At 66.0% G+C, this 21,733-nt stretch carries 18 protein-coding genes; 13 read left to right on the forward strand and 5 right to left on the reverse strand.

All coding sequences use genetic code 11. From position 1 onward, the window contains the following. Nucleotides 1-13 precede the first annotated feature (13 nt). Together recF and gyrB are read left to right on the forward strand one after the other, a co-directional pair. Complete coding sequence (gene recF, locus GXY01S_RS03485; protein ID WP_061271997.1) at nucleotides 14-1,138, forward strand: DNA replication/repair protein RecF; 1,125 nt, start codon at nucleotides 14-16, stop codon at nucleotides 1,136-1,138. Nucleotides 1,139-1,228: 90 nt separating this feature from the next. Beyond that, nucleotides 1,229-3,697, forward strand: coding sequence for a DNA topoisomerase (ATP-hydrolyzing) subunit B (gene gyrB, locus GXY01S_RS03490; protein ID WP_061271998.1), 2,469 nt, complete (start codon nucleotides 1,229-1,231; stop codon nucleotides 3,695-3,697). Nucleotides 3,698-3,703: 6 nt separating this feature from the next. Here the strand turns inward: gyrB and gph are convergent, their stop codons facing one another. After that, nucleotides 3,704-4,381: a phosphoglycolate phosphatase gene (gene gph, locus GXY01S_RS03495; RefSeq protein ID WP_370664421.1), complete on the reverse strand. Its 678-nt coding sequence runs from the start codon at nucleotides 4,379-4,381 to the stop codon at nucleotides 3,704-3,706. A 132-nt stretch (nucleotides 4,382-4,513) separates the two neighbouring features. Between gph and GXY01S_RS17930 the strand changes: the two genes are divergently transcribed. The 8 genes from GXY01S_RS17930 (at nucleotide 4,514) to GXY01S_RS03530 (ending at nucleotide 13,467) form a co-directional block, all read left to right on the forward strand. Next, nucleotides 4,514-4,684 (forward strand): hypothetical protein, encoded by a 171-nt coding sequence (locus GXY01S_RS17930; protein WP_156470287.1) that lies wholly within the window; start codon nucleotides 4,514-4,516, stop codon nucleotides 4,682-4,684. Nucleotides 4,685-4,746: 62 nt separating this feature from the next. Then, complete coding sequence (gene glmU, locus GXY01S_RS03500; RefSeq protein ID WP_061271999.1) at nucleotides 4,747-6,114, forward strand: bifunctional UDP-N-acetylglucosamine diphosphorylase/glucosamine-1-phosphate N-acetyltransferase GlmU; 1,368 nt, start codon at nucleotides 4,747-4,749, stop codon at nucleotides 6,112-6,114. Next, nucleotides 6,114-7,937: a glutamine--fructose-6-phosphate transaminase (isomerizing) gene (gene glmS / locus GXY01S_RS03505; protein WP_061272000.1), complete on the forward strand. Its 1,824-nt coding sequence runs from the start codon at nucleotides 6,114-6,116 to the stop codon at nucleotides 7,935-7,937. The genes glmU and glmS overlap by 1 nt, the downstream gene beginning before the upstream one ends. Before the next feature lie 68 nt (nucleotides 7,938-8,005). After that, the gene (locus GXY01S_RS03510; protein WP_061272001.1) at nucleotides 8,006-9,001 is read left to right on the forward strand and encodes an FAD-dependent oxidoreductase; all 996 of its coding nucleotides are present in this window, start codon (nucleotides 8,006-8,008) and stop codon (nucleotides 8,999-9,001) included. Between the two features lie 21 nt (nucleotides 9,002-9,022). Continuing rightward, a complete protein-coding gene (gene thiS, locus GXY01S_RS03515) occupies nucleotides 9,023-9,223 on the forward strand; it encodes a sulfur carrier protein ThiS (RefSeq protein ID WP_061272002.1) in 201 nt (66 codons plus the stop codon). Beyond that, nucleotides 9,223-9,999 (forward strand): thiazole synthase, encoded by a 777-nt coding sequence (locus GXY01S_RS03520; protein WP_174520901.1) that lies wholly within the window; start codon nucleotides 9,223-9,225, stop codon nucleotides 9,997-9,999. Before thiS ends, GXY01S_RS03520 begins: the two co-directional genes overlap by 1 nt. After that, the gene (locus tag GXY01S_RS03525; protein WP_061272003.1) at nucleotides 9,996-10,619 is read left to right on the forward strand and encodes a thiamine phosphate synthase; all 624 of its coding nucleotides are present in this window, start codon (nucleotides 9,996-9,998) and stop codon (nucleotides 10,617-10,619) included. The genes GXY01S_RS03520 and GXY01S_RS03525 overlap by 4 nt, the downstream gene beginning before the upstream one ends. A gap of 226 nt (nucleotides 10,620-10,845) precedes the next feature. Beyond that, entirely contained in the window at nucleotides 10,846-13,467 is a 2,622-nt protein-coding gene (locus GXY01S_RS03530) for a cation:proton antiporter (RefSeq protein ID WP_061272004.1), read from the forward strand. 103 nt (nucleotides 13,468-13,570) lie between these two features. Here the strand turns inward: GXY01S_RS03530 and GXY01S_RS03535 are convergent, their stop codons facing one another. Both GXY01S_RS03535 and lysA read right to left on the reverse strand, forming a co-directional pair. Continuing rightward, nucleotides 13,571-16,321 carry a DUF4175 domain-containing protein gene (locus GXY01S_RS03535; RefSeq protein ID WP_061272005.1) on the reverse strand — a complete coding sequence of 917 codons (2,751 nt, stop codon included), beginning with the start codon at nucleotides 16,319-16,321 and terminating at the stop codon, nucleotides 13,571-13,573. Next, nucleotides 16,318-17,688, reverse strand: a complete 1,371-nt coding sequence (lysA, locus tag GXY01S_RS03540; RefSeq protein WP_061272006.1) for a diaminopimelate decarboxylase — start codon at nucleotides 17,686-17,688, stop codon at nucleotides 16,318-16,320. The genes GXY01S_RS03535 and lysA overlap by 4 nt, the downstream gene beginning before the upstream one ends. A 79-nt stretch (nucleotides 17,689-17,767) precedes the next feature. Between lysA and cdd the strand changes: the two genes are divergently transcribed. Next, entirely contained in the window at nucleotides 17,768-18,166 is a 399-nt protein-coding gene (gene cdd / locus GXY01S_RS03545) for a cytidine deaminase (RefSeq protein ID WP_061272052.1), read from the forward strand. A 12-nt stretch (nucleotides 18,167-18,178) separates the two neighbouring features. Here the strand turns inward: cdd and GXY01S_RS18485 are convergent, their stop codons facing one another. Next, complete coding sequence (locus GXY01S_RS18485) at nucleotides 18,179-18,340, reverse strand: hypothetical protein (RefSeq protein WP_165165702.1); 162 nt, start codon at nucleotides 18,338-18,340, stop codon at nucleotides 18,179-18,181. After that, nucleotides 18,337-19,767 (reverse strand): argininosuccinate lyase, encoded by a 1,431-nt coding sequence (gene argH, locus GXY01S_RS03550; protein ID WP_061272007.1) that lies wholly within the window; start codon nucleotides 19,765-19,767, stop codon nucleotides 18,337-18,339. Before argH ends, GXY01S_RS18485 begins: the two co-directional genes overlap by 4 nt. 249 nt (nucleotides 19,768-20,016) lie before the next feature. On the opposite strand from argH, the gene GXY01S_RS03555 reads away from it, so the two are divergent. Further along, nucleotides 20,017-20,835, forward strand: coding sequence for an N-formylglutamate amidohydrolase (locus GXY01S_RS03555; protein ID WP_061272008.1), 819 nt, complete (start codon nucleotides 20,017-20,019; stop codon nucleotides 20,833-20,835). Nucleotides 20,836-20,863: 28 nt separating this feature from the next. After that, nucleotides 20,864-21,733, forward strand: a complete 870-nt coding sequence (locus GXY01S_RS03560; protein ID WP_061272053.1) for a shikimate dehydrogenase — start codon at nucleotides 20,864-20,866, stop codon at nucleotides 21,731-21,733.

The raw sequence follows: 21,733 nt of genomic DNA on the forward strand, positions 1-21,733 counted from the left end.
CCATTACGGCAGCATGGCCTGCATAACCCGGCTGACGCTGACGGATTTCCGCAACTACCGCCGCCTGTCGTGGCAGCCGACGCAGCCGGTCACGGTCATTACCGGGCCGAATGGCAGCGGCAAGACCAACCTGCTCGAGGCCGTATCGCTGCTCGTGCCTGGTCGTGGCCTGCGCTGCGCGCGCATGGATGAACTGCCCCGGCATGGTGCGGGCCTGTGGGGCGTTACGGCGCAGGTGGAGGGAATGGACGGGGATGAAGCCCTGTCCGTGCAACTGGCCACCGGGGCTGACCCGCTGCGGCCCGAGCGCCGCGTGTTCCGGGTGGATGGGCAGGCCCTGCGCAACCGCGATGGTATTGGCGAATATTTCTCGGCTGTATGGATCACGCCGCAGATGGATCGCCTGTTCCTTGAAGGGGCAGGGGGAAAGCGGCGCTTTCTTGACCGGCTGGTGCAGGCGCTTGAACCCGGCCATGCGCGTGAACTTGCCGCCCATGACCGCGCCATGGCCCAGCGCAGCCGCCTTCTGGCCCAGCGCAACCCCGACCCTGCCTGGCTTACCGCCCTTGAGCACACCATGGCCCGCCATGCGGTAGCCACCGTTGCCGCGCGGATGGACATGGTCAGCCGCCTCAATACCGATGAGCAGGCGCTGGCCGATGGCTTTCCGGCCGCCCAGCTGGAACTGGAATGCGACATTGCCGCCCACCTCGCCACCCGGCCTGCGTTAGCCGTGGAGGACTGGCTGGCCGGGCAGATCGCGGGCACGCGCTGCATTGACCGCCAGCGCGGCGGCAGCCGTTTTGGCGCCCACCGCACCGGACTTGCGCTGGCTGACCGGGTGAGCGGGCGCGCAGCCGCCCTGTCCAGCACGGGGCAGCAGAAGGCGCTGCTGCTGGGCATCGTGCTGTCGCATGCGCGCATACTCGCGGCATGCCGGGGGCAGGTGCCCATGCTCCTGCTCGATGAGCCGCTGGTGCATCTGGACGAAGCCCGCAGGCAGGCCCTGTTCCGCGCCGTGGGCCGCATGCGCACGGGCGTGTTCCTGACCGGAACGGACGCCGAACAGTTCGCCCCCCTGCGGGGCCATGCCGCATTCGAGGCGCCAGGGGCGGGTAATCTTGCCCATGAGGCCTGATTTGCGTGGGGAATGCTGGTTCCGACGGGCGGTTGGGGCTATAATGCATTCTGATATTTTGTTGTTATCCGCTGTGGAGCATCTGCCGGCATGTCCGATCAATCCAGTCCCGATCAGAAACACGATGCCGAGGCCAAGGGCACAGTAGCGCCCGCGCCTGATTATGATGAGGCATCCATCTCGGTGCTGCGGGGGCTGGATGCGGTGCGCAAGCGCCCCGGCATGTATATTGGCGATACCGATGACGGCTCGGGCCTGCACCACATGGCCTTCGAAATCATTGATAACGCGGTGGATGAGGCGCAGGCCGGTTTCGCCACCGGCTGCGTCGTCACCCTCAATGGCGATGGCAGCGTGACCGTGCGCGATGACGGGCGCGGCATTCCCACCGGCATGCACCATGAGGAAGGGGTGAGTGCGGCGGAAGTCGTGCTGACCAAGCTGCATGCGGGCGGCAAGTTCAACCAGAATTCCTACAAGGTTTCCGGTGGCCTGCATGGCGTGGGCGCTGCGGTGGTCAATGCTTTGTCCGAATGGATGGAAGTGCGCATCTGGCGCGATGGCAAGGAGCATGTGATCCGCTTTCAGGGCGGCGAGCGTGATGAGGCGCTGCGCGTGGTGGGCGAAAGTGCTGAGCCGCGCGGCACGCAGGTCACATTCAAGCCCAGTGCCAAGACCTTCGCCAAGGTGGAGTTCGAGTTCCCGATTCTCGAGCGCCGCCTGCGCGAACTGGCCTTCCTCAATTCCGGGCTCAGGATCGTGCTGCGCGATGAGCGGCACGAACCCGCGCGCGAGGAGAAATTCTATTACGAGGGCGGCCTGTGCGCCTTTGTGGAATGGCTTGACCAGGGCAAGACCGCCATCGTGAACCCGCCCATTACCGGCAGCCTCCAGAACGAGGAAAACGGGATCAAGGTCGAGTTCGCGCTGACATGGAACGACAGCTTCCATGAAACCATGCTGTGCTTCACCAACAACATTCCGCAGCGCGATGGCGGCTCGCACCTTGCGGGCTTCCGCCAGGCGCTGACCCGCGTGGTGGGCCGCTACGCCGAGGCCAATGCCACCAAGAAGGACAGCCATGCGCTGAACGGCGAGGACATGCGCGAGGGGCTGACCGCCGTGCTCTCGGTCAAGGTGCCCGACCCCAAATTCTCATCGCAGACCAAGGACAAGCTCGTCTCGTCCGAGGTGCAGCCCGTGGTGCATGCGGCTGCTGCCGACATGATCTCCCACTGGTTCGAGACCCACCCCAAGGAAGCCCGGCACATCGTGGCCAAGGTGATGGATGCCGCAGCCGCCCGTGAGGCCGCCCGCCGCGCGCGTGAACTCACCCGGCGCAAGGGCGTGCTTGATATTTCCTCGCTTCCCGGAAAACTCGCGGACTGCCAGGAGCGCGACCCGGCCAGGTCCGAACTGTTCATCGTCGAGGGTGACTCGGCAGGTGGCACGGCCAAGCAGGGGCGCGACCGCCGCTTTCAGGCGATCCTGCCGCTCAAGGGCAAGATCCTCAACGTGGAGCGCGCGCGCTTTGACCGCATGCTCGGCTCGGCTGAAATTGGCACGCTGATCACGGCACTCGGCACCGGAATCGGGCGCGGCGATGTGGAGCATGGCGGCTTCTCGATCCAGAAACTGCGCTATCACCGCATTGTCATCATGACCGACGCCGACGTGGATGGCTCGCACATCCGCACGCTGCTGCTGACCTTCTTCTTCCGCCAGATGCCCGAGCTGATCGAGAACGGCTACCTCTACATTGCGCAGCCGCCGCTGTATCGCGCCAAGCGCGGCAATGACGAGCGTTACCTCAAGGATGATGCCGCCCTTGAAGCCTATCTGCTCGACAAGGCGCTGGCCAATGCGGCGCTGCATTATGCCGATGGGCGCGAGGTGCAGGGCGAGGCCATGCGGGCTGACGTGCACTTTATCCGTGACGTAACGCGCGCGCTCTCGCGCCTGTCGGCCCGCGTGCCGGTGTGGATTCTGGAACAGGCGGCCATTGCGGGCGTGCTGCGGCCGGACCTGAACACGGTGCCCGAGCGCATTGTAGACCTACAGGCGCGGCTTGACGTCATCTCGCCGCCCACCGAGCGCGGGTGGAAAGTGGCCGTAAGCGAAAGCGGGCTGGAGATGGCGCGCAGCGTGCGCGGCGTGGGCGAGGTCTACCGGCTTGAGGCCACCACCCTGCGCAGCGCGGAAGTGCGCTGGCTGGCCGAGCGCCATGAGCGGCTGGTGAAGGATTTTGCCGGGCCTGTCAGCCTTGTGCTCGATGGGGTGCCGCATCCCTTCCACGGCCCGGCCTCGCTGTATGAGCGGATTCTGGCGCAGGGCCGCAAGGGCCTGTCGATCAACCGCTTCAAGGGGCTTGGCGAGATGAATGACGAGCAGTTGTGGGAGACCACGCTTGACCCCGCCATGCGTACGCTGCTGCAGGTCAAGGTGGGCGATATTGAAAACGCGGCGCAGGTGTTCTCCACCCTGATGGGCGATGTGGTCGAGCCGCGTCGTGACTTCATCGTGGGCAATGCGCTCAAGGTCGCCAATCTCGACGTGTGAGGCGGCTCAGGCAGGCCGTAACTCGCCTGCCAGATGCGGTAATTCGGAAATGGAATCGGCGCCCACCGTGGCCCCGGCCTCCATTTCCGGCTGCCCGTAGCCCCAGCGGGCAAAAATGACCGGCACATGGGCGCCTGTTGCGCAGGCTACGTCGTTATGGTGGTCGCCTGTCATGAGGGCGCGGGCCGGGGTGCTGCCTGCCTGTTCAATGGTGCCCAGCAGGTGGCGCGGGTCGGGCTTGCGCACGCCAAAGCTGTCACCCCCGCCCACGGCGACGAACCATTTTTCCAGATCCATGACCTGAAGGATATGCCGTGCCGCCGCCACGGGCTTGTTGGTGCATACCGCCATGCGCCAGCCTGCCGCGTGCAGGGCCGCCAGCGTCTCGACCGTGCCGGGAAAGGGGCGGGAAAGGTCAGTTGAGTGGGGCGTGTAGCGTTCCATGTAGCGGGCCGTGGCCTCGGCGCGGTTGATGCGGGCGGCTGCGGGGCCGGCATGCTCGAGCAGGCGGCTGACCAGCACGGCCACGCCATCGCCAATCATCGGGCGCACGGCCTCGGGTGTTACGGGCGGCAGGCCGTATTGCGCCAGCAGCCAGTCGGCGCAGGCCGCAAGGTCGGGCAGGCTGTCGATCAGCGTGCCATCCATATCAAAAACCGCCAGACGGGGAGGGGAGGATGTCATTATGAACGCCTTTGACTGTCTGGCGTTCAGCAAGCCTCACTGCGGGCTGCCCTGCAAGTCATAAGAGATTGTCCGAGAGACTGTCTGAAAAGTCAGCCCGGAAAACATCCAGAAATCATAAGGAGGTTTTTGGTGAAGCTTTTTTCGAAATGCTTCAAAGAGCGCCGTCTTTTTGAAAAAGGGCGGCACCCGGAAACCTCATCAGGGGTGGTTGTGGAAAAAATGATGGACCGAAAAATTTCATTTTTTGTCAGTATGTTATTTTTTGTTCGCCATCCCGTAGCATGCAGACATCCGAAGTGATGCGCCTGCGTGCGGATAAGGGTTTGACAGGGCAGTCAGGTGCGGAGTACCCGCACACTGCCATGAACACCGACACAGAGACCGACCAGCCCGCCTCCGCCGCGCCCCTGTCAACCGCTGTTATTCTGGCGGCAGGGCGCGGCACGCGCATGAAATCGGAGCGGCCAAAGGTCATGCATCCGCTCGCGGGCCAGCCCATGCTGCGCTACCTGATTGATAATGCGGCCGAAGTGTTTGACCGTATTATTGTCGTCGCCGGGCCGGGCATGGACGATGTGGCGGCCCTTGCCGCCCCGCACACGGTCGTTGTGCAGCACGATCGCCTGGGCACGGGCCATGCCGCCCGTCAGGCCGAGGCCACCTTTGGCACCGGTGATGTCGCGGTGCTGTATGGCGATAACCCGCTGATCACGCCGGGCACCATGCGTGCCCTGCTGGCCCAGCGCCGCAGCGATGACACGGGCCTTGCCCTGCTGGCCATGGAGCCCGCCGATCCCGCGCGCTATGGCCGTGTGGTCACGCGCGACGGGCTGGTGCAGCGGATCGTGGAATGGGCGGATGCAACACCTGCCGAGCGCGCCATCGGCCTGTGCAACGCGGGCGTGCTGTGCGCCGCGGCCGCCGATTTCCGCCGCTGGCTGGCCGAGATTGATAACGACAACGCGCAGGGTGAATACTATCTGGGCGATGTGGTGGCGCGTGCCGCGGCCGAAGGGCGCAGCGTGCGCGCTGTCGTGGCCCCCGAGGATGAACTGCGCGGCATCAATTCCCGCGCCGAACTCGCTCAGGCCGAAGCCTGCGTGCAGGCCCGCCTGCGCCTTGCCGCCATGGCGGGCGGCACGACCCTCGTGGCACCCGATACCGTGTTCCTGTGCGCCGATACGGTGTTCGAGCCTGATACGGTCGTCCACCCCCATGTGGTGTTCGGGCCGGGGGTGCATGTCAGGCGCGGCACGGAAATCCATGCCTTCTCGCACATCGAGGGGGCAACGGTCGGCCCCGATGCCCAGATCGGCCCCTATGCCCGCCTGCGGCCGGGCACCGATGTGGGGCAGGGCGCGCGCGTGGGCAACTTCGTCGAACTCAAGGCCACCACGCTCGGCGCGGGCGCCAAGGCCAACCACCTGACCTATCTGGGCAATACCACCGTGGGGGCGAAGGCCAATATCGGCGCGGGCACCATTACGTGCAATTATGATGGCGTGTTCAAGCACCGCACGGAAATCGGGGCCGAAAGCTTTATCGGGTCGGATTCGGTGCTTGTCGCCCCCGTGCGGTTGGGTAAAGGGGTGATTACGGCAGCAGGCAGCGTGATTACGCATGACGTGCCCGATGATGCCCTGGCCGTTGGCCGGGCGCGGCAGGCGAACAAGGCGGGCTATGCCCGTGCGTTCCGCCAGCGGCTGAAGAACAGGAAGGAACAGGGCTGATGTGTGGCATTGTAGGGGTTGTGGGCAGCAATCAGGCCACGCCGGTCATTCTCGATGCCCTGCGGCGGCTGGAATATCGGGGCTATGATTCCGCCGGTATCGCAACGCTTGAGCACGGCCATGTCGAGCGCCGCCGGGCGGCAGGCAAGCTCGACCATCTTGCCTCGCTGCTCGCGCGCGTGCCGCTGCCGGGTGTGACCGGCATAGGCCACACGCGCTGGGCCACCCATGGCGCGCCCACCGAGAACAATGCCCACCCGCATGGCACGGAGCGCGTGTCGGTGGTGCATAACGGCATTATCGAAAACTTTGAGGAACTGCGCCGCGAGCTTGAGGCGGCAGGCCAGGTCTTCTCGACCGATACCGATAGCGAGACCATCGCCCAACTGGTTGACTACCACCTGCAGCGTGGCCTCTCCCCGCGTGAGGCTGCGCATGAATGCCTCAGGCGGCTGGAAGGCGCCTATGCGCTGGCCATGATCTTTGCCGGCCATGACGACATGGTCATCGGCGCACGGCATGGCGCGCCGCTGGTGGTGGGCTTTGGCGATAACGAGATGTTCCTCGGCTCCGACAGCCTGGCCCTGGCGCCGCTCACCCGCCGCATCGCCTATCTCGATGATGGCGACTGGACGGTGATCACACCCGCTGGCGCCACGTTCTTTGACATGGCGGGCAACCCGGTCGAACGCCCGGTCAGGATGACGGCGCTGATCGCGGCCTCGGTCGGCAAGGATGGCTACCGGCATTACATGGAGAAGGAACTGCACGAGCACCCGGTGGTGATTGGCCAGACGCTCCAGCGCCTGATCGACCCCGCCACCCGCCGTGTGGTGATGCCTGACCTGCCGTTTGACCTCGCCGCCATTCCCCGCGCCGTGATTACCGCCTGCGGCTCGGCCTTTTATGCGGGCATGATCGGGCGCTACTGGATCGAGCAGTATGCCCGCCTGCCAGTCGATATCGACGTGGCGAGCGAGATGCGTTACCGCAACCCGCCGCTGGCCAATGGTGGGCTGGGGCTGCTCATCTCGCAGTCGGGCGAGACGGCGGATACGCTGGCCGCCCTGCGGGGCATGCGGGCGGCGGGGCAGCATATCGTCTCGGTGCTCAATGTGGAGCAGAGCACCATGGCGCGCGAAAGCGATGCCGTGCTCGGCACCGTGGCGGGCCCTGAAATCTCGGTGGCCAGCACCAAGGCGTTTACAGCCCAGCTTTCGGTGCTGGCGTGCCTGACCATCGCCTTCGCCCGCGCGCGCGCCGCGATTGACGCGGCACAGGAAGAACGCATGGTGACCAGCCTGCTCGACCTGCCAAGCAAGGCCACCGAGGTGTTCGAGCGCCATGACGAGATCCGCCGCATGGCCGCCATTGTGGCGGGCGCGCGTGATGTGCTGTATCTGGGCCGCGGGGCCATGTTCCCCGTAGCGCTTGAAGGGGCGCTCAAGCTCAAGGAAATCACGTACATCCACGCCGAGGCCTATGCCGCGGGCGAGATGAAGCATGGCCCCATATCGCTGATCGACAGCACCGTGCCGGTCGTGGCCACCGTGCCGTCGGGGCCTCTGTTTGAAAAAACGCTGTCCAACCTGCAGGAAGCCAAGGCCCGTGGCGGCCGCCTGCTGGTGTTTACCGACATGGCGGGCGCGCCCCGCCTGCGCGAGATTGCGGAATGCGTGGTGGCGATCCCGACGGTGGATGAGTTTGTGGCCCCCATCCTGCAGACCATTCCGGTGCAGATCCTGGCCTATGAGGTGGCGCTGATCAAAGGCACGGATGTGGACCAGCCGCGCAATCTGGCCAAATCCGTTACTGTTGAATAGACACGCGCAGGCACGCTGGCACACTCGCCGCCAGCACGACTGAACCAGCACAGGGGCACGGCAGGCACATGACAGCACCAACGGCATTCCCCCACGGTCCGGGTCCGCGCGTTCTGGTGCGCGGTGCCGGGGTTTCGGGGCTGACGGCGGCGGTGACCCTGGCCGAACGGGGCGCGCGGGTGGTGGTGCATGAATGTGGCCCGCGCGTAGGCTGGGGCGCCTCATGGAAGGCAGGCGGCATGCTGGCCCCGTGGTGCGAGGCCGAATCTGCAACGCCAGAGGTCACCGCCCAGTCCCTCGCCTCGCTCGACTGGTGGGATGCGCACGTGCCCGGCGTGGACCGCAACGGCACGCTGGTGCTCGCGCCTGCGCGCGACGTGCGCGAGATCATGCGCTTTGGCCGCCGCACCTCACATTACGAGACCATTGGCGAGGCCGAGATCACGCAGCTTGAGCCGGACCTGGCCGATCGCTTCTCGCGTGCGCTGTTCTTTGCGGGCGAGGGCCACGTCAACCCGCGTGATGCGCTGGCGGTCCTGGCCGCGCGCGTGGTCGAGCTGGGGGGTGAAATCCGGTTCAACGTGCCGGTGGATGAACAGCCTGCGGGCTTTGATTGGGTAGTGGACTGCACCGGCATCGCCGCCCGCGACGAGTTGACCGATATGCGCGGGGTGCGCGGCGAGATGCTGTTGCTGCGCTGCCCGGATGTAACGCTGCGCCGCCCGGTGCGCATGTTGCATCCACGCATTCCCATTTACATCGTGCCGCGTGCCGACCATGTGTACATGGTGGGGGCCACCATGATCGAGAGCGAGAACGCAGGCCCGATGACCCTGCGCTCGATGGTGGAAATGCTGGGCGCGGTCTATGCCCTGCACCCCGCCTTTGGCGAGGCCGAGATTCTCGAAACCGGCACCGGCCTGCGCCCCTCCTACCCAGACAACATGCCCGCCGTGCGCCACGAGGGGCGGCGCATCCATATCAACGGCATGTATCGCCACGGCTTCCTGCTCTCGCCCGTGCGGGCGGCGGAGGCGGCCGATATCGTGTTCGGCGCGGCGTGAGCAGCCCTACAGGAGCGTTCCATGCAGATAACGGTAAATGGCGAACGCCACGACGTGCAGGCCACAACCCTGAGCGCCCTGCTTGCCGAGATGGGCTATGACGCCACCACCCGCATCGCCACGGCGGTGGATGGCTGCTTTGTCGCGGCCAGTAAGCGTCCGGCCCTTGCGCTGCACGCGGGCGCGCAGGTGGAAATTCTGGCCCCCATGCAGGGAGGATAATGGCAATGACCCTTTTTTATGGCACCGAACTCGCCTCGCGCCTGATGCTGGGCACGGCGCAGTATCCCTCGCCTGAAATCCTGGCGGATGCCGTGCGCCGGGCCGGGGCCGGGGTGGTGACCGTATCGCTGCGGCGCGAGGCGGCAGGCGCGCGCGCGGGCCAGGCGTTCTGGGAACTGATCCGCGGGCTTGACGTGCCCGTGCTGCCCAACACGGCGGGCTGCCACACCGTGCGCGAGGCCGTGACCACGGCGCAGATGGCGCGCGAGGTATTCGGCACCGACTGGATCAAGCTCGAGGTGATTGGCGAATCCGACACATTGCAGCCCGACATGTTCGCCCTTGTCGAAGCAGCACGAATCCTGACCGAGGACGGCTTCAAGGTCTTCCCCTACATGACCGAGGATCTGGTGGGGGCCGAGCGCCTGCTGCGCGCGGGCTGCGAGGTGCTGATGCCCTGGGGTGCCCCGATCGGTTCGGGCAAGGGGCTGAACAACCTGTTTGGCCTGCGCGCGCTGCGCGCGCACTTCCCCGACGTGCCGATGGTGGTGGATGCAGGCATTGGCGTGCCCTCGCATGCCGCACAGGCCATGGAACTGGGCTATGACGCGGTGCTGATCAACACGGCGGTGGCCAAGGCGGGCGATCCGGCTGAAATGGCGCGCGCCTTCGCCATGGCGGTCGAGGCCGGGCGCATGGCCTATATTGCCGACCCGATGGAGGAACGCGACATGGCCGTGCCTTCCACGCCCGTTATCGGGCAGGCGGTGCTATGAGCGCCGCACCGCTGCCCTCGCGCATTTACCCGGTTGTTGATGAAGCCCGCTGGGTGGGCCAGCTTGGCCAGGCAGGTGCGAAGCTGATCCAGTTGCGCCTCAAGGATATGGCCCCCGAGGCCCTGCTGCGCGAAATCCGCGCAGGTATGGCGCAGGCACGCCAGCATGGCGTGTGCCTCGTGCTCAATGATTACTGGCGCATCGCGATTGATGAGGGGGTGGATTACATCCATCTCGGGCAGGAAGACCTTGATACGGCAGACCTGCCCGCCATCCGTGCGGCCGGGATCAGGCTGGGTGTCAGCACCCATAGCGAGGCGGAACTCGAGCGCGCGCTCTCTATCAGGCCTGATTACGTGGCCCTTGGCCCGGTCTGGCCCACCAGGCTGAAAAAGATGCCATGGGGGCCGCAGGGCACGGCAAAACTGACGGCGTGGAAGCAGCGCATCGGTGATCTGCCGCTCGTGGCGATTGGCGGCATTACGCTCGAGCGCGCGCCCTCATGCATTGCGGCGGGAGCGGACTGTGTCTCGGCAGTGTCGGATTTCATTCGCATGCCTGACCCGGCGGGGCAGGTAAAGGCCTGGCTTGCCGCGACCCGCACGCGACAGCCCTTGTGAAAAAGTGGAACATAATGTGATCGCTGTTGTGTTGTTCATGCAACGCTTCTGTGGCATTATTGGTACTGGCGCTTCTGGTCCTTGAAGGAACACCTCTTGCGGCCAGATATTGAGTTCACCACGCCGGATTCTGCAGTACCGATACGCAATGAACATAATCTGTTCATGGTCGGTCGCTAGGGTTGGCCTATTATATATTGATGTGGCCGGAAGGCGGGGATTTTGAATGGAGATAGCGGGTCTGGCAGCAATCTTGATGGCGATTGCCGTGCTGCTTGTCGTGGTCAGCGCGGTCCAGCCGCTTGCCCGCCGCCTCGAACTGTCCGAGACCGTGCTGCTTGCCATCGTGGGCATCGTGATCGGCGGTGCGGCCGATCTCGTGCTGCGCAACAGCCATCTGGAAATATTCAATGGCGCTGCGGAAACGCTGCTGGATTTTCCGCTTAACAGCGAAGCGTTCCTGCTCATCTTCCTGCCCATACTGGTGTTTCAGGGCGCACTTGGCATTGATGTGCGCAGGCTGGCGCATGAAACCGCCACCGTGCTTCTGCTGGCCGTAGTGGCGGTTGCCGTGTCCACCGCCGCCATCGGTTTCGCGCTTTATCCGCTGGCGGGCATGCCGCTTGCGGTATGCCTGCTGCTCGGCTCCATCGTGGCCACGACCGACCCGTCGGCGGTGGCGGGCATCTTCAAGGAAATCGGGGCGGCAAGCCGCCTGACCCGCCTGGTGGAGGGCGAGGCGCTGCTCAATGACGCGGCGGCCATTTCCATCTTCACCATCCTGCTCGGCTCGATTACGTCGCACCACAAGATCATGCTGGGCGGGGCGGTGCTGGAGTTCCTGGTCTCGTTCATTGGCGCGCTCATCATTGGCATCTTGTTCGGGCGGCTGGTGCTCATGATGATCCCGGCCCTGGGCGCCGCTCCCGCGGCCGAGGTCACGCTGACGGTGGCGCTGCCCTACCTGTCCTATATCGTATGTGATGAATTCCTTGGTTTTTCGGGCGTGGTGGCCACGGCGGCCTCGGGGCTGACCATCTCCATCTATGGCCCGTCCACCTTCCGGCCCCAGACCTGGCGCTTCCTCAACGAGTTGTGGCAGCAGCTTGTGTTCTGGGCGGGGTCGCTGGTGTTCGTGTTGGCATCGATGCTCGTGCCGCGCCTGCTGGTGGGCATGACGAAGTGGGACTGCGTGCTGATCCTTGTGGCTGCCGGTGCCGGACTGCTCGCGCGCGGGGCGGTGGTGTTTGGCATGCTGCCTGTTCTTGCCGCCACCAAGCTCTCGCCGCCGGTGCCCACGCCGTTCAAGGTGACGATGGTGTGGGGCGGCCTGCGCGGGGCGATTACGCTGGCGCTGGCGCTGGCCGTGACGGAAAACGAGCATGTCTCGAGCAGCATCGCGCACTTCATCGGCATTATCGCCACGGGGTTCGTGCTGATCACGCTGTTCGTCAACGGGCTGTCGCTGCGCTACCTCGTGCTGTTCCTCAAGCTTGACCAGTTGCCGCTGATCGATCAGGCACTGCGCCACCAGATCCTGGCCATCGGCCTTGGCGAAGTGCGTGACCAGACGCGCGACGTGGCGGGCGAGCTTGGCTTTTCGCCCAACGTGACCAGCACGGTGGTCGATGTGCTCGACCGGCGCGTCCATTCCGAGGAGCAGGCCAATACGTTCGATACCGCACTCGGCGACCGCCAGCGCGTGACGCTGGCACTGATCGTGGTCGCCAACCGCGAGCGTTCCATCCTGCTCGACCTGTTCCGCATTCAGGGCCTGTCGCGCCGGGTGATGGAAACATTGCTGCGCTCGGCCGAGGCCATGGTGGATGGCGCGCGCCTCGAAGGCCGCTTTGGCTATGTGCGCGCCTTGCGGCGCAGGCTGCGGCCCTCGCTGCGCTTTCGCGTGGCGCAGTTCATCCACCATCGCTTCAATTTCGACACCCCCCTCATGTACTGCATGATGGAGCGTTTCGAGATGCTGATGATCGGCTATTTCGTCTCGCTGTCGCTCACGCGCTTCATGCGCCAGCGCATGGAGCCGACGCTTGGCGTGCGTATCAGCGAGATCGTGGGCGAGGTGCTTGGCCGGCAGTGCAAGCTGCTTGATGAGGCGCTACAGACCCTGCGGCTGCATTATCATGGGTATTCCGAGGCGCTGGAAAACCGGATGCTGCGCCAGATCGCGCTCAGGCTTGAAGAGGAAAAATACGATACCCTGATGTCGGAATCGCTGCTGAGCGAGGAACTGCACCGTGAACTGCACCGCGATGTGGAACACCGCCGCGAGCAGCTTGATTTCCGGCTCAAGTTCAACATCCGCGCGGGTATTGAAAGTCGTATCCACAATTTCCCTCTCTTCGAGGGCGTGGCCGATGGCGTGCTGCATGACATTGCCATGAAGATGTCGATCCATTTCTCCACGCCCGGCGAGCGGCTGTACCGCAAGGGGCAGAAGGTGCGCACGGTCTATTTCATCAGCGCGGGCCTTGCCGAGACGCATTACCCCAAGCATGACGTGCGCTTCGGGGCCGGGGCCGTGCTTGGCGGCGAGGAAGCGCTGAAGGACGGGCGCGTGGCGGCGACCAGCCGGTCGTTGCAGTTCGGGCATTTCATGACCATGAGCGCGCGCGACTTTCGCAAGCTGGTCGAGGATTATCCCCATATCGGTGAAAATCTCGAGCGCCTGTTACAGGCCCGCGCCAAGGGCGAATTGCCCGATGCCCAGCTTCTGCCCGGCGATGGCGCGGAAATGGCGGGCCGCGCGCCCTCCTATGATGCAATCGATCTTGCCACCGCCCCGGTGACACAGGCCATACCGGTGCGTCAGAGCGACGCAGGCAACGCCTGAAGCCGCAGGAAACAGACAAAAATTTTTGGTGAAGCTTTTTTCAGAAAGCTTCTAAGAACGCCGCTTTTTTAAAAAAAGGTGGCGCCTAGAAGCTTTTGGTTGCTCAGAACGGGCGGAGCAGGCGGTCGAGATATTCCAGTTCCTCTGGCGGCCGGGTGCGATCGGCATCGCGGCGGCGCAGTTCCTGCTCGATCTCGCGCGCGCGTTCCCGGCTGGCATTGTCGGGCAGATGGGTGTCGTTATCCATCCCGCTATGGGTGCCACCGCTCTTGCGGCCAAGCGGGTCACGATCGCCCTTGTCACCGGCCTGCTGCTGTTCGTCATCCTCATCATCCGGGTCGCCGGCCTGGTTGCCGCCACTGCCGTGCGAACCCTTGCCCTTTCCATCATCAGACAGCATGGGCAGCAGCACGCTGATGGTGCCCTTGCTGCTCTGGCTGCGCATGGACTGGCGCATCTGCTGGTTGCCCTGCTGCAGGTCGGCCAGCACTTTTTTCTCCGCCGCCGCAGCCTCCGGGTCCTTGCCCGCGCCAAGGGCTGTGCGCACCGCTTTCATGTCGGCCTGGGCCTTGTCGAGGGCGGGCATGTCCTTGCCCATGGCCTGCCTGAACTCGCGCTGGAGTTCATGCAGGGCGCGGGCAAGGGCATGCTGCATGGCGCGGTCGGCATGCTGCTGGGCCGTACGGGCCTCGGGCGTCAGGCTGGGTGGCGGGGGCGGCCCTGCCTGCGGGGCGGCAGGAGCGGCAGTGCCGCCCTGGGACGTTATGCCAAGCTGGCGCAAAAGGTCGGTGGTGGACATGGAGGACAGGTCGCCATCATCCTCATCCATGTCGGTCTGGCGGCTGGCGGCCTCGCGTTCACGCTGGTGCTGGTCCTGATCAAGGCGTGACTGGGCATGATCGAGCAGTTGCGACTGGCGGGTGACCAGATCGCGCAGATCACGGCGCAGTTCGCGGGCCTGCTGGCGGGCCTGCATCTGCTGGGCCAACTGCATCATGTCCTGCGGGGTTGCGTTGCGGATGCCGTCGGCCATGTCCTCCATCTGCTGGAGTTTCTGCATGGCGTCGGCATCGCGGCCCGATGCGGCGTCATCCTGCAACTGCTGCATCATCTGGCCCAGATTCTGCTCGCCCTGCTGGGTCATTTCCGGCAGGGCGGGAATGGCCGAATGCTCGCGCATGGCCTGCTGGCCCAGGGCCTGCATCTTGCGCGAGATCGCATCCTTGAGCGCCTGCATGCGGTGCTGGAGTTCGGCCTGCTGCTCGGCATCCTGCCCCTTGGGGCCCATTTCGTGCATATGCTCAAGCTGCTGGCGCACCGCCTGCTGCGCGGCCTTTACGCCAAAATCCGCCTGTTCGTTATCAATGTCGCGGCGGTTGTGCTCCACATCAAGGGCCAGAAACCACAGTCGCGCGGTGGCCTGGGCAATGGCGGCCTCATCGCTCACATCCTCGCTGCCCAGCAGGGCGGCGGTGCTGGTCAGGGCCAGCAGCAGGCCGACATGGTGGGTCAGCACGGTATCGGCCTGCCCCAGCCCCACCAGCTCACGCGCGGCCTGTGCCCGGTTCTCGCGGTGTAGGGCGAGACGCTTGCGGATGTCCAGAATGGCCTTGGCGACCGGGTTGTTGAATGCGCGCGCGCCAATGCGCAGCTTTATGGGGGCGGATGTTGCGGTGGTGCCGCTATGGCCGGTGGCCACAAGCCGGGCGGTCACGTCCTCGCCCGCCCATGGGCTGTCTGACAGGTCGGGCGTTGCCACGCCATCAGCCGTGCGGGGCTGGCCGTTGAGCGGCAGCGGCACGCGCAGGGTATCGTTCGGGCCGTCGGGCATGACCAGTTCGGCGTGCAGGCTGGCAATGCCGTAAGGCTGGGCCACATGGTAGGGCAGGCGCGTGCGCCATTCCCCCTCGCCGCTGCCGGGGTTTGGCCCCCAGGCCACATCGGGTGGCGGGTTGGGAGTAACGTGCAGGCTCCATTGCGCCAGCGTGCGCCCCCGGCCACGCAGGCGCAGCGTGCCGCTGGCCAGAAGGGTGGCCTGCGCGCTCCAGCTTGCCTTGCCCAGCGGATGAAAGGGGTGGGGGCCGATGGCGGGACCAGACTGGCTGGCCTGCATGCGCAGGGCGGGCGTGCCATCCAGCCCGTTCAGCGTAACACTGAGCACGGCCCCTGCGGGAATGGTGGCGGTGGCATGGGTGGCATCAAGAAAGACCGGAGCGCCGGGCGCGTAGTCGGGCAGGGTGATCCAGGCATTGACCTGTGGGGCAGGAGTATCGGCATCATCCATGCCGGGCAGGAACGCAGCCGTGATGCGGCTTGCGGCATGGGGCCCGGTCCAGGCGAGTCCTCCGGCCAGCAGCACCGCAAGCACGGGGGCCGCGCGTACCCAGCCTGAAGCGGGCAGGCGCAGATGCGGCCAGCCACCGTGCAGGTGGTCGAGGGCCGCCATGGTGCGGTGCAGGTGGAGCTGCCACAGTTCATGTAGGGCCGGGGTGCGGGTATTGGCGGGCTGGTCATGCAATGTGCGCAGTGGCTGCCCCGTCAGGCCGGAGGCCTGCTCCACGCGGCGGTCGGTCTCGGTGGCGGTGGGCGGGCTTACGGCCTGCCACAGCCGCCAGGTGCGCCACGATACGGCACCAGCCAGCCCCAGGAGTGCCAGCGCGTGCACGCTGTCAGGCAGGCGCTGCGGCACGCGCGCCAGCCCAAGCAGGGCCACGCCCATGGCAGCACCTGCGGCAGGCAGCATGAGTGGCCACAGGCGCTCGGCCCACAGGGCGCGGCGGGCCTGGCCGCGCGCGCGCGCAAGGCGTTGCGGCAGGTCGCCGTTCGTCCGGATACTGTCCTGCCCGACGGTCATAGGCCTCCGCCAGCGGGGGTAAGGGTCTGGTCCACCCATTGGGGAACATGGTCGGCGGCCCAGAGTTCCTCAACGGGCTGGCGCGGGCGGATGACAGCCCAGCGATTGCCATCGACCATCACCTGCGCCGCCAGTGGGCGGTCGTTATAGGTGGAGCTCATCACCATGCCATAGGCGCCGCAGTCGAGCAGGGCCACGCGCGCGCCTGCCTCCATGTGGGGCAGGGTGCGGTCATTGCCGAAGGTATCGCCACTTTCGCACACGGGGCCGACCACATGCACCGCCTCGGCCGGGGCGTTCGCATCCCTGGCCGAAAGCGGGAGGATGCCGTGCCAGGCATCATACAGGCTGGGGCGCATGAGATCGTTCATCGCCGCATCGAGCACCAGGAAGGGGGGCATGCCATCATAGCCGCGCTTGCGCAAAATGACGGTGCTCAGCAGCACGCCCGCAGGCCCGGCCAGCCAGCGGCCCGGCTCGATGGCGAGGCGCGTGCCCAGCCCGCCGAGTTCGGCATGAATGGCTGCGGCCAGTGCTTCGGGCGCGCCCTCGCTCTCATCGCGGTAGGAAATGCCAAGGCCGCCGCCGCAGTCCAGCGCGTCGACCACCAGCCCGCGCGCGCGGATGGCATGCACGAGTGCGGCCAGCCGGGCATAGGCGGTACGGTAGGGCTGCATGCGCACGATCTGGCTGCCGATATGCATGGCCAGCCCCACGGGGCGGATGCCGGGAAGTGCTGCGGCATGGGCATAGAGTTCGACCGCGCGGTTATAGGGAATGCCGAATTTGTTGTTGGCCAGCCCCGTGGTGATCTTGGCGTGCGTTCCTGCATCGACGTCGGGGTTGATGCGCAGGGCAACCGCCGCCTCAAGCCCTTCGGCCTGCGCCGTGGCGGAGAGGAGTTCGAGTTCCTCCGCACTTTCCACATTGATCTGCAGAATGCCCGCGCGCAGCGCCAGTCGCATCTCGTCAACGGTCTTGCCCACGCCCGAGAACACGATCCTGCCCGCCGGGATGCCCGCCGCCATGGCGCGGCGCAACTCGCCGCCACTGACCACGTCCGCCCCGGCACCCTGCGCCGCCAGCACGCGCAGCACGGCCAGATGGTCGTTGGCCTTGACCGCGAAATGGATGGAAACCGGGTGGCCCGTCGCCGCAAAGGCATTGGCCAGCCTGCGGTAGCGCGCGCGCAGCGTGCCGGCGCTCATGACCCATGTGGGCGTGCCCAGCGCATCGGCTATGGCGTTGAGCGGCACGTCTTCAAGCACGAGCCCGTCCATGGCGTGCATTGACAGCGCGGGACGGACGGCCAGAAGGTCGGCGACGGAAGGGTCCTGTCCGGGACAGGGGAGGGGAGTATCAGCCATGATGCCTGCACGATACCGCCTTGCCGCATCCCTTCCAAGGTGGTTGACGCAGGAAAGAACAGGTAAGGACAGCCCCATGATGGATCACGACCCCGTGGCGCGGGCGGCAATGGCCGTGCGGGCCCATGCCTATGCGCCCTATTCCCGCTTTGCGGTGGGCGCCGCGGTCGAGACCGTGGATGGCCGGGTTTTTGCGGGCTGCAATGTTGAAAATGCGGCCTACCCCGAGGGAACCTGCGCCGAGGCGGGCGCCATTGCGGCCATGGTGGCGGCAGGCGCGCGCCACATCCGGCGCGTGGTGGTGTGTGGCGGCACGGGTACCGCCTGCACGCCATGCGGGGGCTGCCGCCAGAAGATACGCGAATTCGCGCCGCCCGAGGCCGAGATCGCCATGATCTCGCCCCAGGGCACGGTGCTGGTGGTTCACACGCTGGCTGACCTGCTGCCCGACAGTTTCGGGCCGGGCAACCTGGCCTGACCGGCGTGTGCCCTAGCGGTCCTTGTTGGGGTAATTGTTGTAGATCGCCCTGCTGGGGCTGTGCGGGTTGCCAATGCGCCCGCAGGCCTCGAGCGTGGCACTCATGGCCGCCAGCATGGCGAGCATGAGCATGAAGCGGGGCGCGCCCCGGCGCAGGCTGGTCAGGATGTTCATTTCTGTGCTCCCAGTGTGTCAAGCCAGTGCGTGGCCTGTGCCCGCACGTTGTCGGCCGCGGTGCCGCCAGGGCTGGTGCGCGAGGCGATGGAGGAATCGACGCTCAGCACCGAGAAGATGTCCTGCGTGATGCCGGCTTCCTCCTCCTGCATTTCCGCAAGGCTCAGCTCGGCCAGTCCCACGCCTTTTGCTTCCGCCTTGCCCACGAGGCGGCCGGTCACGTGGTGCGCGGTGCGGAAGGGCACCTTGAGCACGCGCACCAGCCAGTCGGCCAGGTCGGTGGCGGTGGAGAAGCCGGACCCGGCATAGGCGCGCATCTGTGCTTCATTGACCGTGAGGTCGCGCACCATGCCATCCATGGCCGCAAGGCACAGGGTGGCGGCATCGGTGGCGGCGAAGACGGGTTCCTTGTCTTCCTGCATGTCCTTGGCATAGGCCAGCGGCAGGCCCTTCATGACCGTAAGCAGGCCGACCAGCGCGCCGGTAATGCGCCCGCCCTTGGCGCGCACCAGTTCGGCGGCGTCGGGGTTGCGCTTTTGCGGCATGATGGACGAGCCGGTGGTGAACGCATCGGACAGGCGGATGAACGAGAAGGGGGCCGAGCACCAGATCACGATTTCTTCCGCCAGGCGTGAGAGGTGCATCGCCATGATGGACAGGGCCGAAAGATATTCCAGCGCGAAATCGCGGTCCGATACGGCATCGAGCGAATTGGCGGTGGGCCGGTCGAAGCCCAGCGCCCGGGCCGTCATCTCGCGGTCGATGGGGAAGGACGTGCCCGCAAGCGCTGCCGAGCCGAGCGGGGATTCGTTGAGCCTGCGCCGGGCGTCGTTCAGGCGGCCCCGGTCGCGCGCCAGCATCTCGACATAGGCCATGAGGTGATGGCCGAAGGTCACGGGCTGGGCGGTCTGCAGGTGGGTGAAGCCGGGCATGGGGGTGGCGGCGTGCTCGAGCGCGCGGCGGGCGAGGGCGCGCATGAGGGCTGCGGCCTGCTGCTCCAGCCCGTCAATCGCATCGCGCACCCACAGGCGGAAATCGGTCGCCACCTGGTCGTTGCGCGAGCGTGCGGTGTGCAGGCGCTTGCCCGCCTCGCCAATGCGATCGGACAGGCGGGCCTCGATATTCATGTGAATATCTTCAAGGGCGGTGCTGAATTCAAACATGCCCGCCGCGATCTCGTGGCCGATCTGGTCCAGCCCCTCGGTAATGGCCCTGGCGTCCTCGCCGGAAATGATGCCGGTTTTGGCGAGCATGGCGGCATGGGCCTTTGATCCCGCGATGTCCTGCCGCCACAGTGCTTTGTCAAAGCCGATTGAGGCATTGATGTCCTGCATGATGGCCGCAGGCCCCCCGGCAAAGCGACCGCCCCATTGTGCGTTCGCCTCGTGCGCGTCCTGATCCGTCAGCGTTTTTGCGTTCCCCGGCATCCTGTGTTCCAGCTACCCCAAGTGTGAAAAGGATTATGGCGCGCCTTCATGGCACAATGCCAATGCGCGCAGCGCACCCTACCGGCGCGGCGCGGCAGATACAATCGTGGCGCGCCGCAATCCTGCGGGCATGGGGCCGTGGTGCGGAGCGGGGTTGCGGCGTGTGGCTCCGGCGGGGTCTTTCACTTGGCGGGTCAGGGCTGTAATGTCGGCCCCCAACCCGCCCATGGCAGAGGACGTTACGCCACAATGCACCATGCAGCCCTTGCACAGGAGCCGTCACGTTTGCTGACCCCGGCCGACCCGTCGCCGGTCATCCAGTTCGGCCCGTCGGCGCTCGATGGCGTGGCCACGGCGGGCGGGCTGCCCTTCGTGCTGGTCAGCGACCATGCGGGCCAGGCCATTCCCGTCGCACTGGGCGACATGGGGGTGAGTGCCCAGGACCGGGCGCGCCATATCGCCTGTGACCTGGGCATGGCCGAAACCGGCCGCCTTCTGGCTGAAAAGCTCGGCTGCGTGCTGATCGAGCAGGCCTATTCCCGTCTCGTGATCGACTGCAACCGCGCGCCGGGGCACCCCACCTCCATCGTGCGTGAAAGCGACGGCACGCCGGTGCCCGCCAATGCCGACCTCAGCGCCGATGCGGAAGGCTGGCGGGTGGAGGAAATCTTCCTGCCCTATCACCAGAAGATCCGCGGCGAGATTTCCACGCGGCTCGAGGCCGGGCTGCCCGTGGTGCTGGTCTCGCTGCACAGCTTTGCCGATTGCATGAATGGCCAGGCGCGGCCGTGGCATACGGGCGTGCTGCACAACCGCAACCCCGCCTTCGGCCTGCGCGTGCGCGACCTGCTGGCGGCGGAAGACGGGCTGGTGGTGGGCAGCAACGAGCCTTATGCGCTGACGGATGTGAATGACTACACCGTGCCGGTCCATGCCGAAGGGCGCGGCCTGCCGTATCTGGAAATCGAGATCAGGCAGGACCTGATCGCAACCCCCGTGGGGCAGGCCGAATGGGCCGCGCGGCTTGCGCGCGTCCTGCCCCAGGCCTGGGAAGAATACCGCCACTGAGCAGGATACGCCGTTCATGAACAACACGATGGAACGCAGCCCCCGCATTGACGGGCACACCATGCTTGCGGGGGTGATCGGCTGGCCGGTGGCGCATTCACGCTCGCCGCTCATGCATAATTTCTGGCTGGCGCAGGGCGGCATCAATGGCGCGTACGTGCCGCTGCCCGTGCGGCCCGGCGCGTTTGACGTGGCGGTGAAAGGGTTGCAGGCGGCGGGCTTCCGGGGGGTGAACGTGACCATCCCGCACAAGGAATCCGCCTATCGCATCGTGAACCGCCTTGACCGCTCGGCCCGGCGTTCAGGCTCGGTCAATACGCTGGTCTTTGCCGCCGATGGCCAGATCGAGGGCTATTCCACCGATGGTGATGGCTTCGTGGCCAACGTCGAGGCGCATGGTGTTGCGGTGCGTGATGGCCGCGCCCTTTTGCTCGGCGCGGGCGGGGCCGCGCGCGCCATTGCCGCAAGCCTGCTCGACCGGGGCGTGCAGGTTGTCATTGCCAACCGCACCCGCGCCCGCGCCGAGGCTTTGGCAGCCCTGCTTGAGGGAATCGAGGTCATCGACTGGGCGCGGGCCGGTGAGGCGCTGGCGGGCTGCACGCTGCTGGTCAACACCACCTCGATCGGGATGGAAGGAGCCGATGATGCCGCTTTCCCGCTCGATCTGGCGCAGGCCGATGCCGGGCTTGTGGTGTGTGACATCGTGTACGTGCCGCGCCAGACCGGTCTGCTGCAACTTGCTACACGCCACGGCCTGCGCACGGTTGATGGGCTGGGCATGCTGATCCATCAGGCCGGACTGGGGTTTGAAAAATGGTTTGGCGCGAAGCCTGGCATCGGCCCGGAGGTCGAAGCCCTGCTTGATGCCGACCTGCGCGCGGCCCACGCGGGGGGCTGA

The sequence above is a fragment of the Komagataeibacter xylinus NBRC 15237 genome, assembly GCF_001571345.1.
GTDB lineage: Bacteria > Pseudomonadota > Alphaproteobacteria > Acetobacterales > Acetobacteraceae > Komagataeibacter > Komagataeibacter xylinus.

Bases quoted from the DNA above. Each gene is read 5' to 3' on its own strand.
- gyrB (WP_061271998.1), top strand. From the start codon at position 1,229: ATGTCCGATCAATCCAGTCCCGATCAGAAACACGATGCCGAGGCCAAG.
- GXY01S_RS03510 (WP_061272001.1), top strand. From the start codon at position 8,006: ATGACAGCACCAACGGCATTCCCCCACGGTCCGGGTCCGCGCGTTCTG.
- cdd (WP_061272052.1), top strand. From the start codon at position 17,768: ATGGATCACGACCCCGTGGCGCGGGCGGCAATGGCCGTGCGGGCCCAT.
- glmU (WP_061271999.1), top strand. From the start codon at position 4,747: ATGAACACCGACACAGAGACCGACCAGCCCGCCTCCGCCGCGCCCCTG.
- argH (WP_061272007.1), bottom strand. From the start codon at position 19,767: ATGCCGGGGAACGCAAAAACGCTGACGGATCAGGACGCGCACGAGGCG.
- GXY01S_RS03520 (WP_174520901.1), top strand. From the start codon at position 9,223: ATGGCAATGACCCTTTTTTATGGCACCGAACTCGCCTCGCGCCTGATG.
- lysA (WP_061272006.1), bottom strand. From the start codon at position 17,688: ATGGCTGATACTCCCCTCCCCTGTCCCGGACAGGACCCTTCCGTCGCC.
- GXY01S_RS03560 (WP_061272053.1), top strand. From the start codon at position 20,864: ATGGAACGCAGCCCCCGCATTGACGGGCACACCATGCTTGCGGGGGTG.
- GXY01S_RS03525 (WP_061272003.1), top strand. From the start codon at position 9,996: ATGAGCGCCGCACCGCTGCCCTCGCGCATTTACCCGGTTGTTGATGAA.
- GXY01S_RS03555 (WP_061272008.1), top strand. From the start codon at position 20,017: ATGCACCATGCAGCCCTTGCACAGGAGCCGTCACGTTTGCTGACCCCG.
- recF (WP_061271997.1), top strand. From the start codon at position 14: ATGGCCTGCATAACCCGGCTGACGCTGACGGATTTCCGCAACTACCGC.
- glmS (WP_061272000.1), top strand. From the start codon at position 6,114: ATGTGTGGCATTGTAGGGGTTGTGGGCAGCAATCAGGCCACGCCGGTC.
- gph (WP_370664421.1), bottom strand. From the start codon at position 4,381: ATGACATCCTCCCCTCCCCGTCTGGCGGTTTTTGATATGGATGGCACG.
- GXY01S_RS03530 (WP_061272004.1), top strand. From the start codon at position 10,846: ATGGAGATAGCGGGTCTGGCAGCAATCTTGATGGCGATTGCCGTGCTG.
- GXY01S_RS03535 (WP_061272005.1), bottom strand. From the start codon at position 16,321: ATGACCGTCGGGCAGGACAGTATCCGGACGAACGGCGACCTGCCGCAA.
- thiS (WP_061272002.1), top strand. From the start codon at position 9,023: ATGCAGATAACGGTAAATGGCGAACGCCACGACGTGCAGGCCACAACC.
- GXY01S_RS18485 (WP_165165702.1), bottom strand. From the start codon at position 18,340: ATGAACATCCTGACCAGCCTGCGCCGGGGCGCGCCCCGCTTCATGCTC.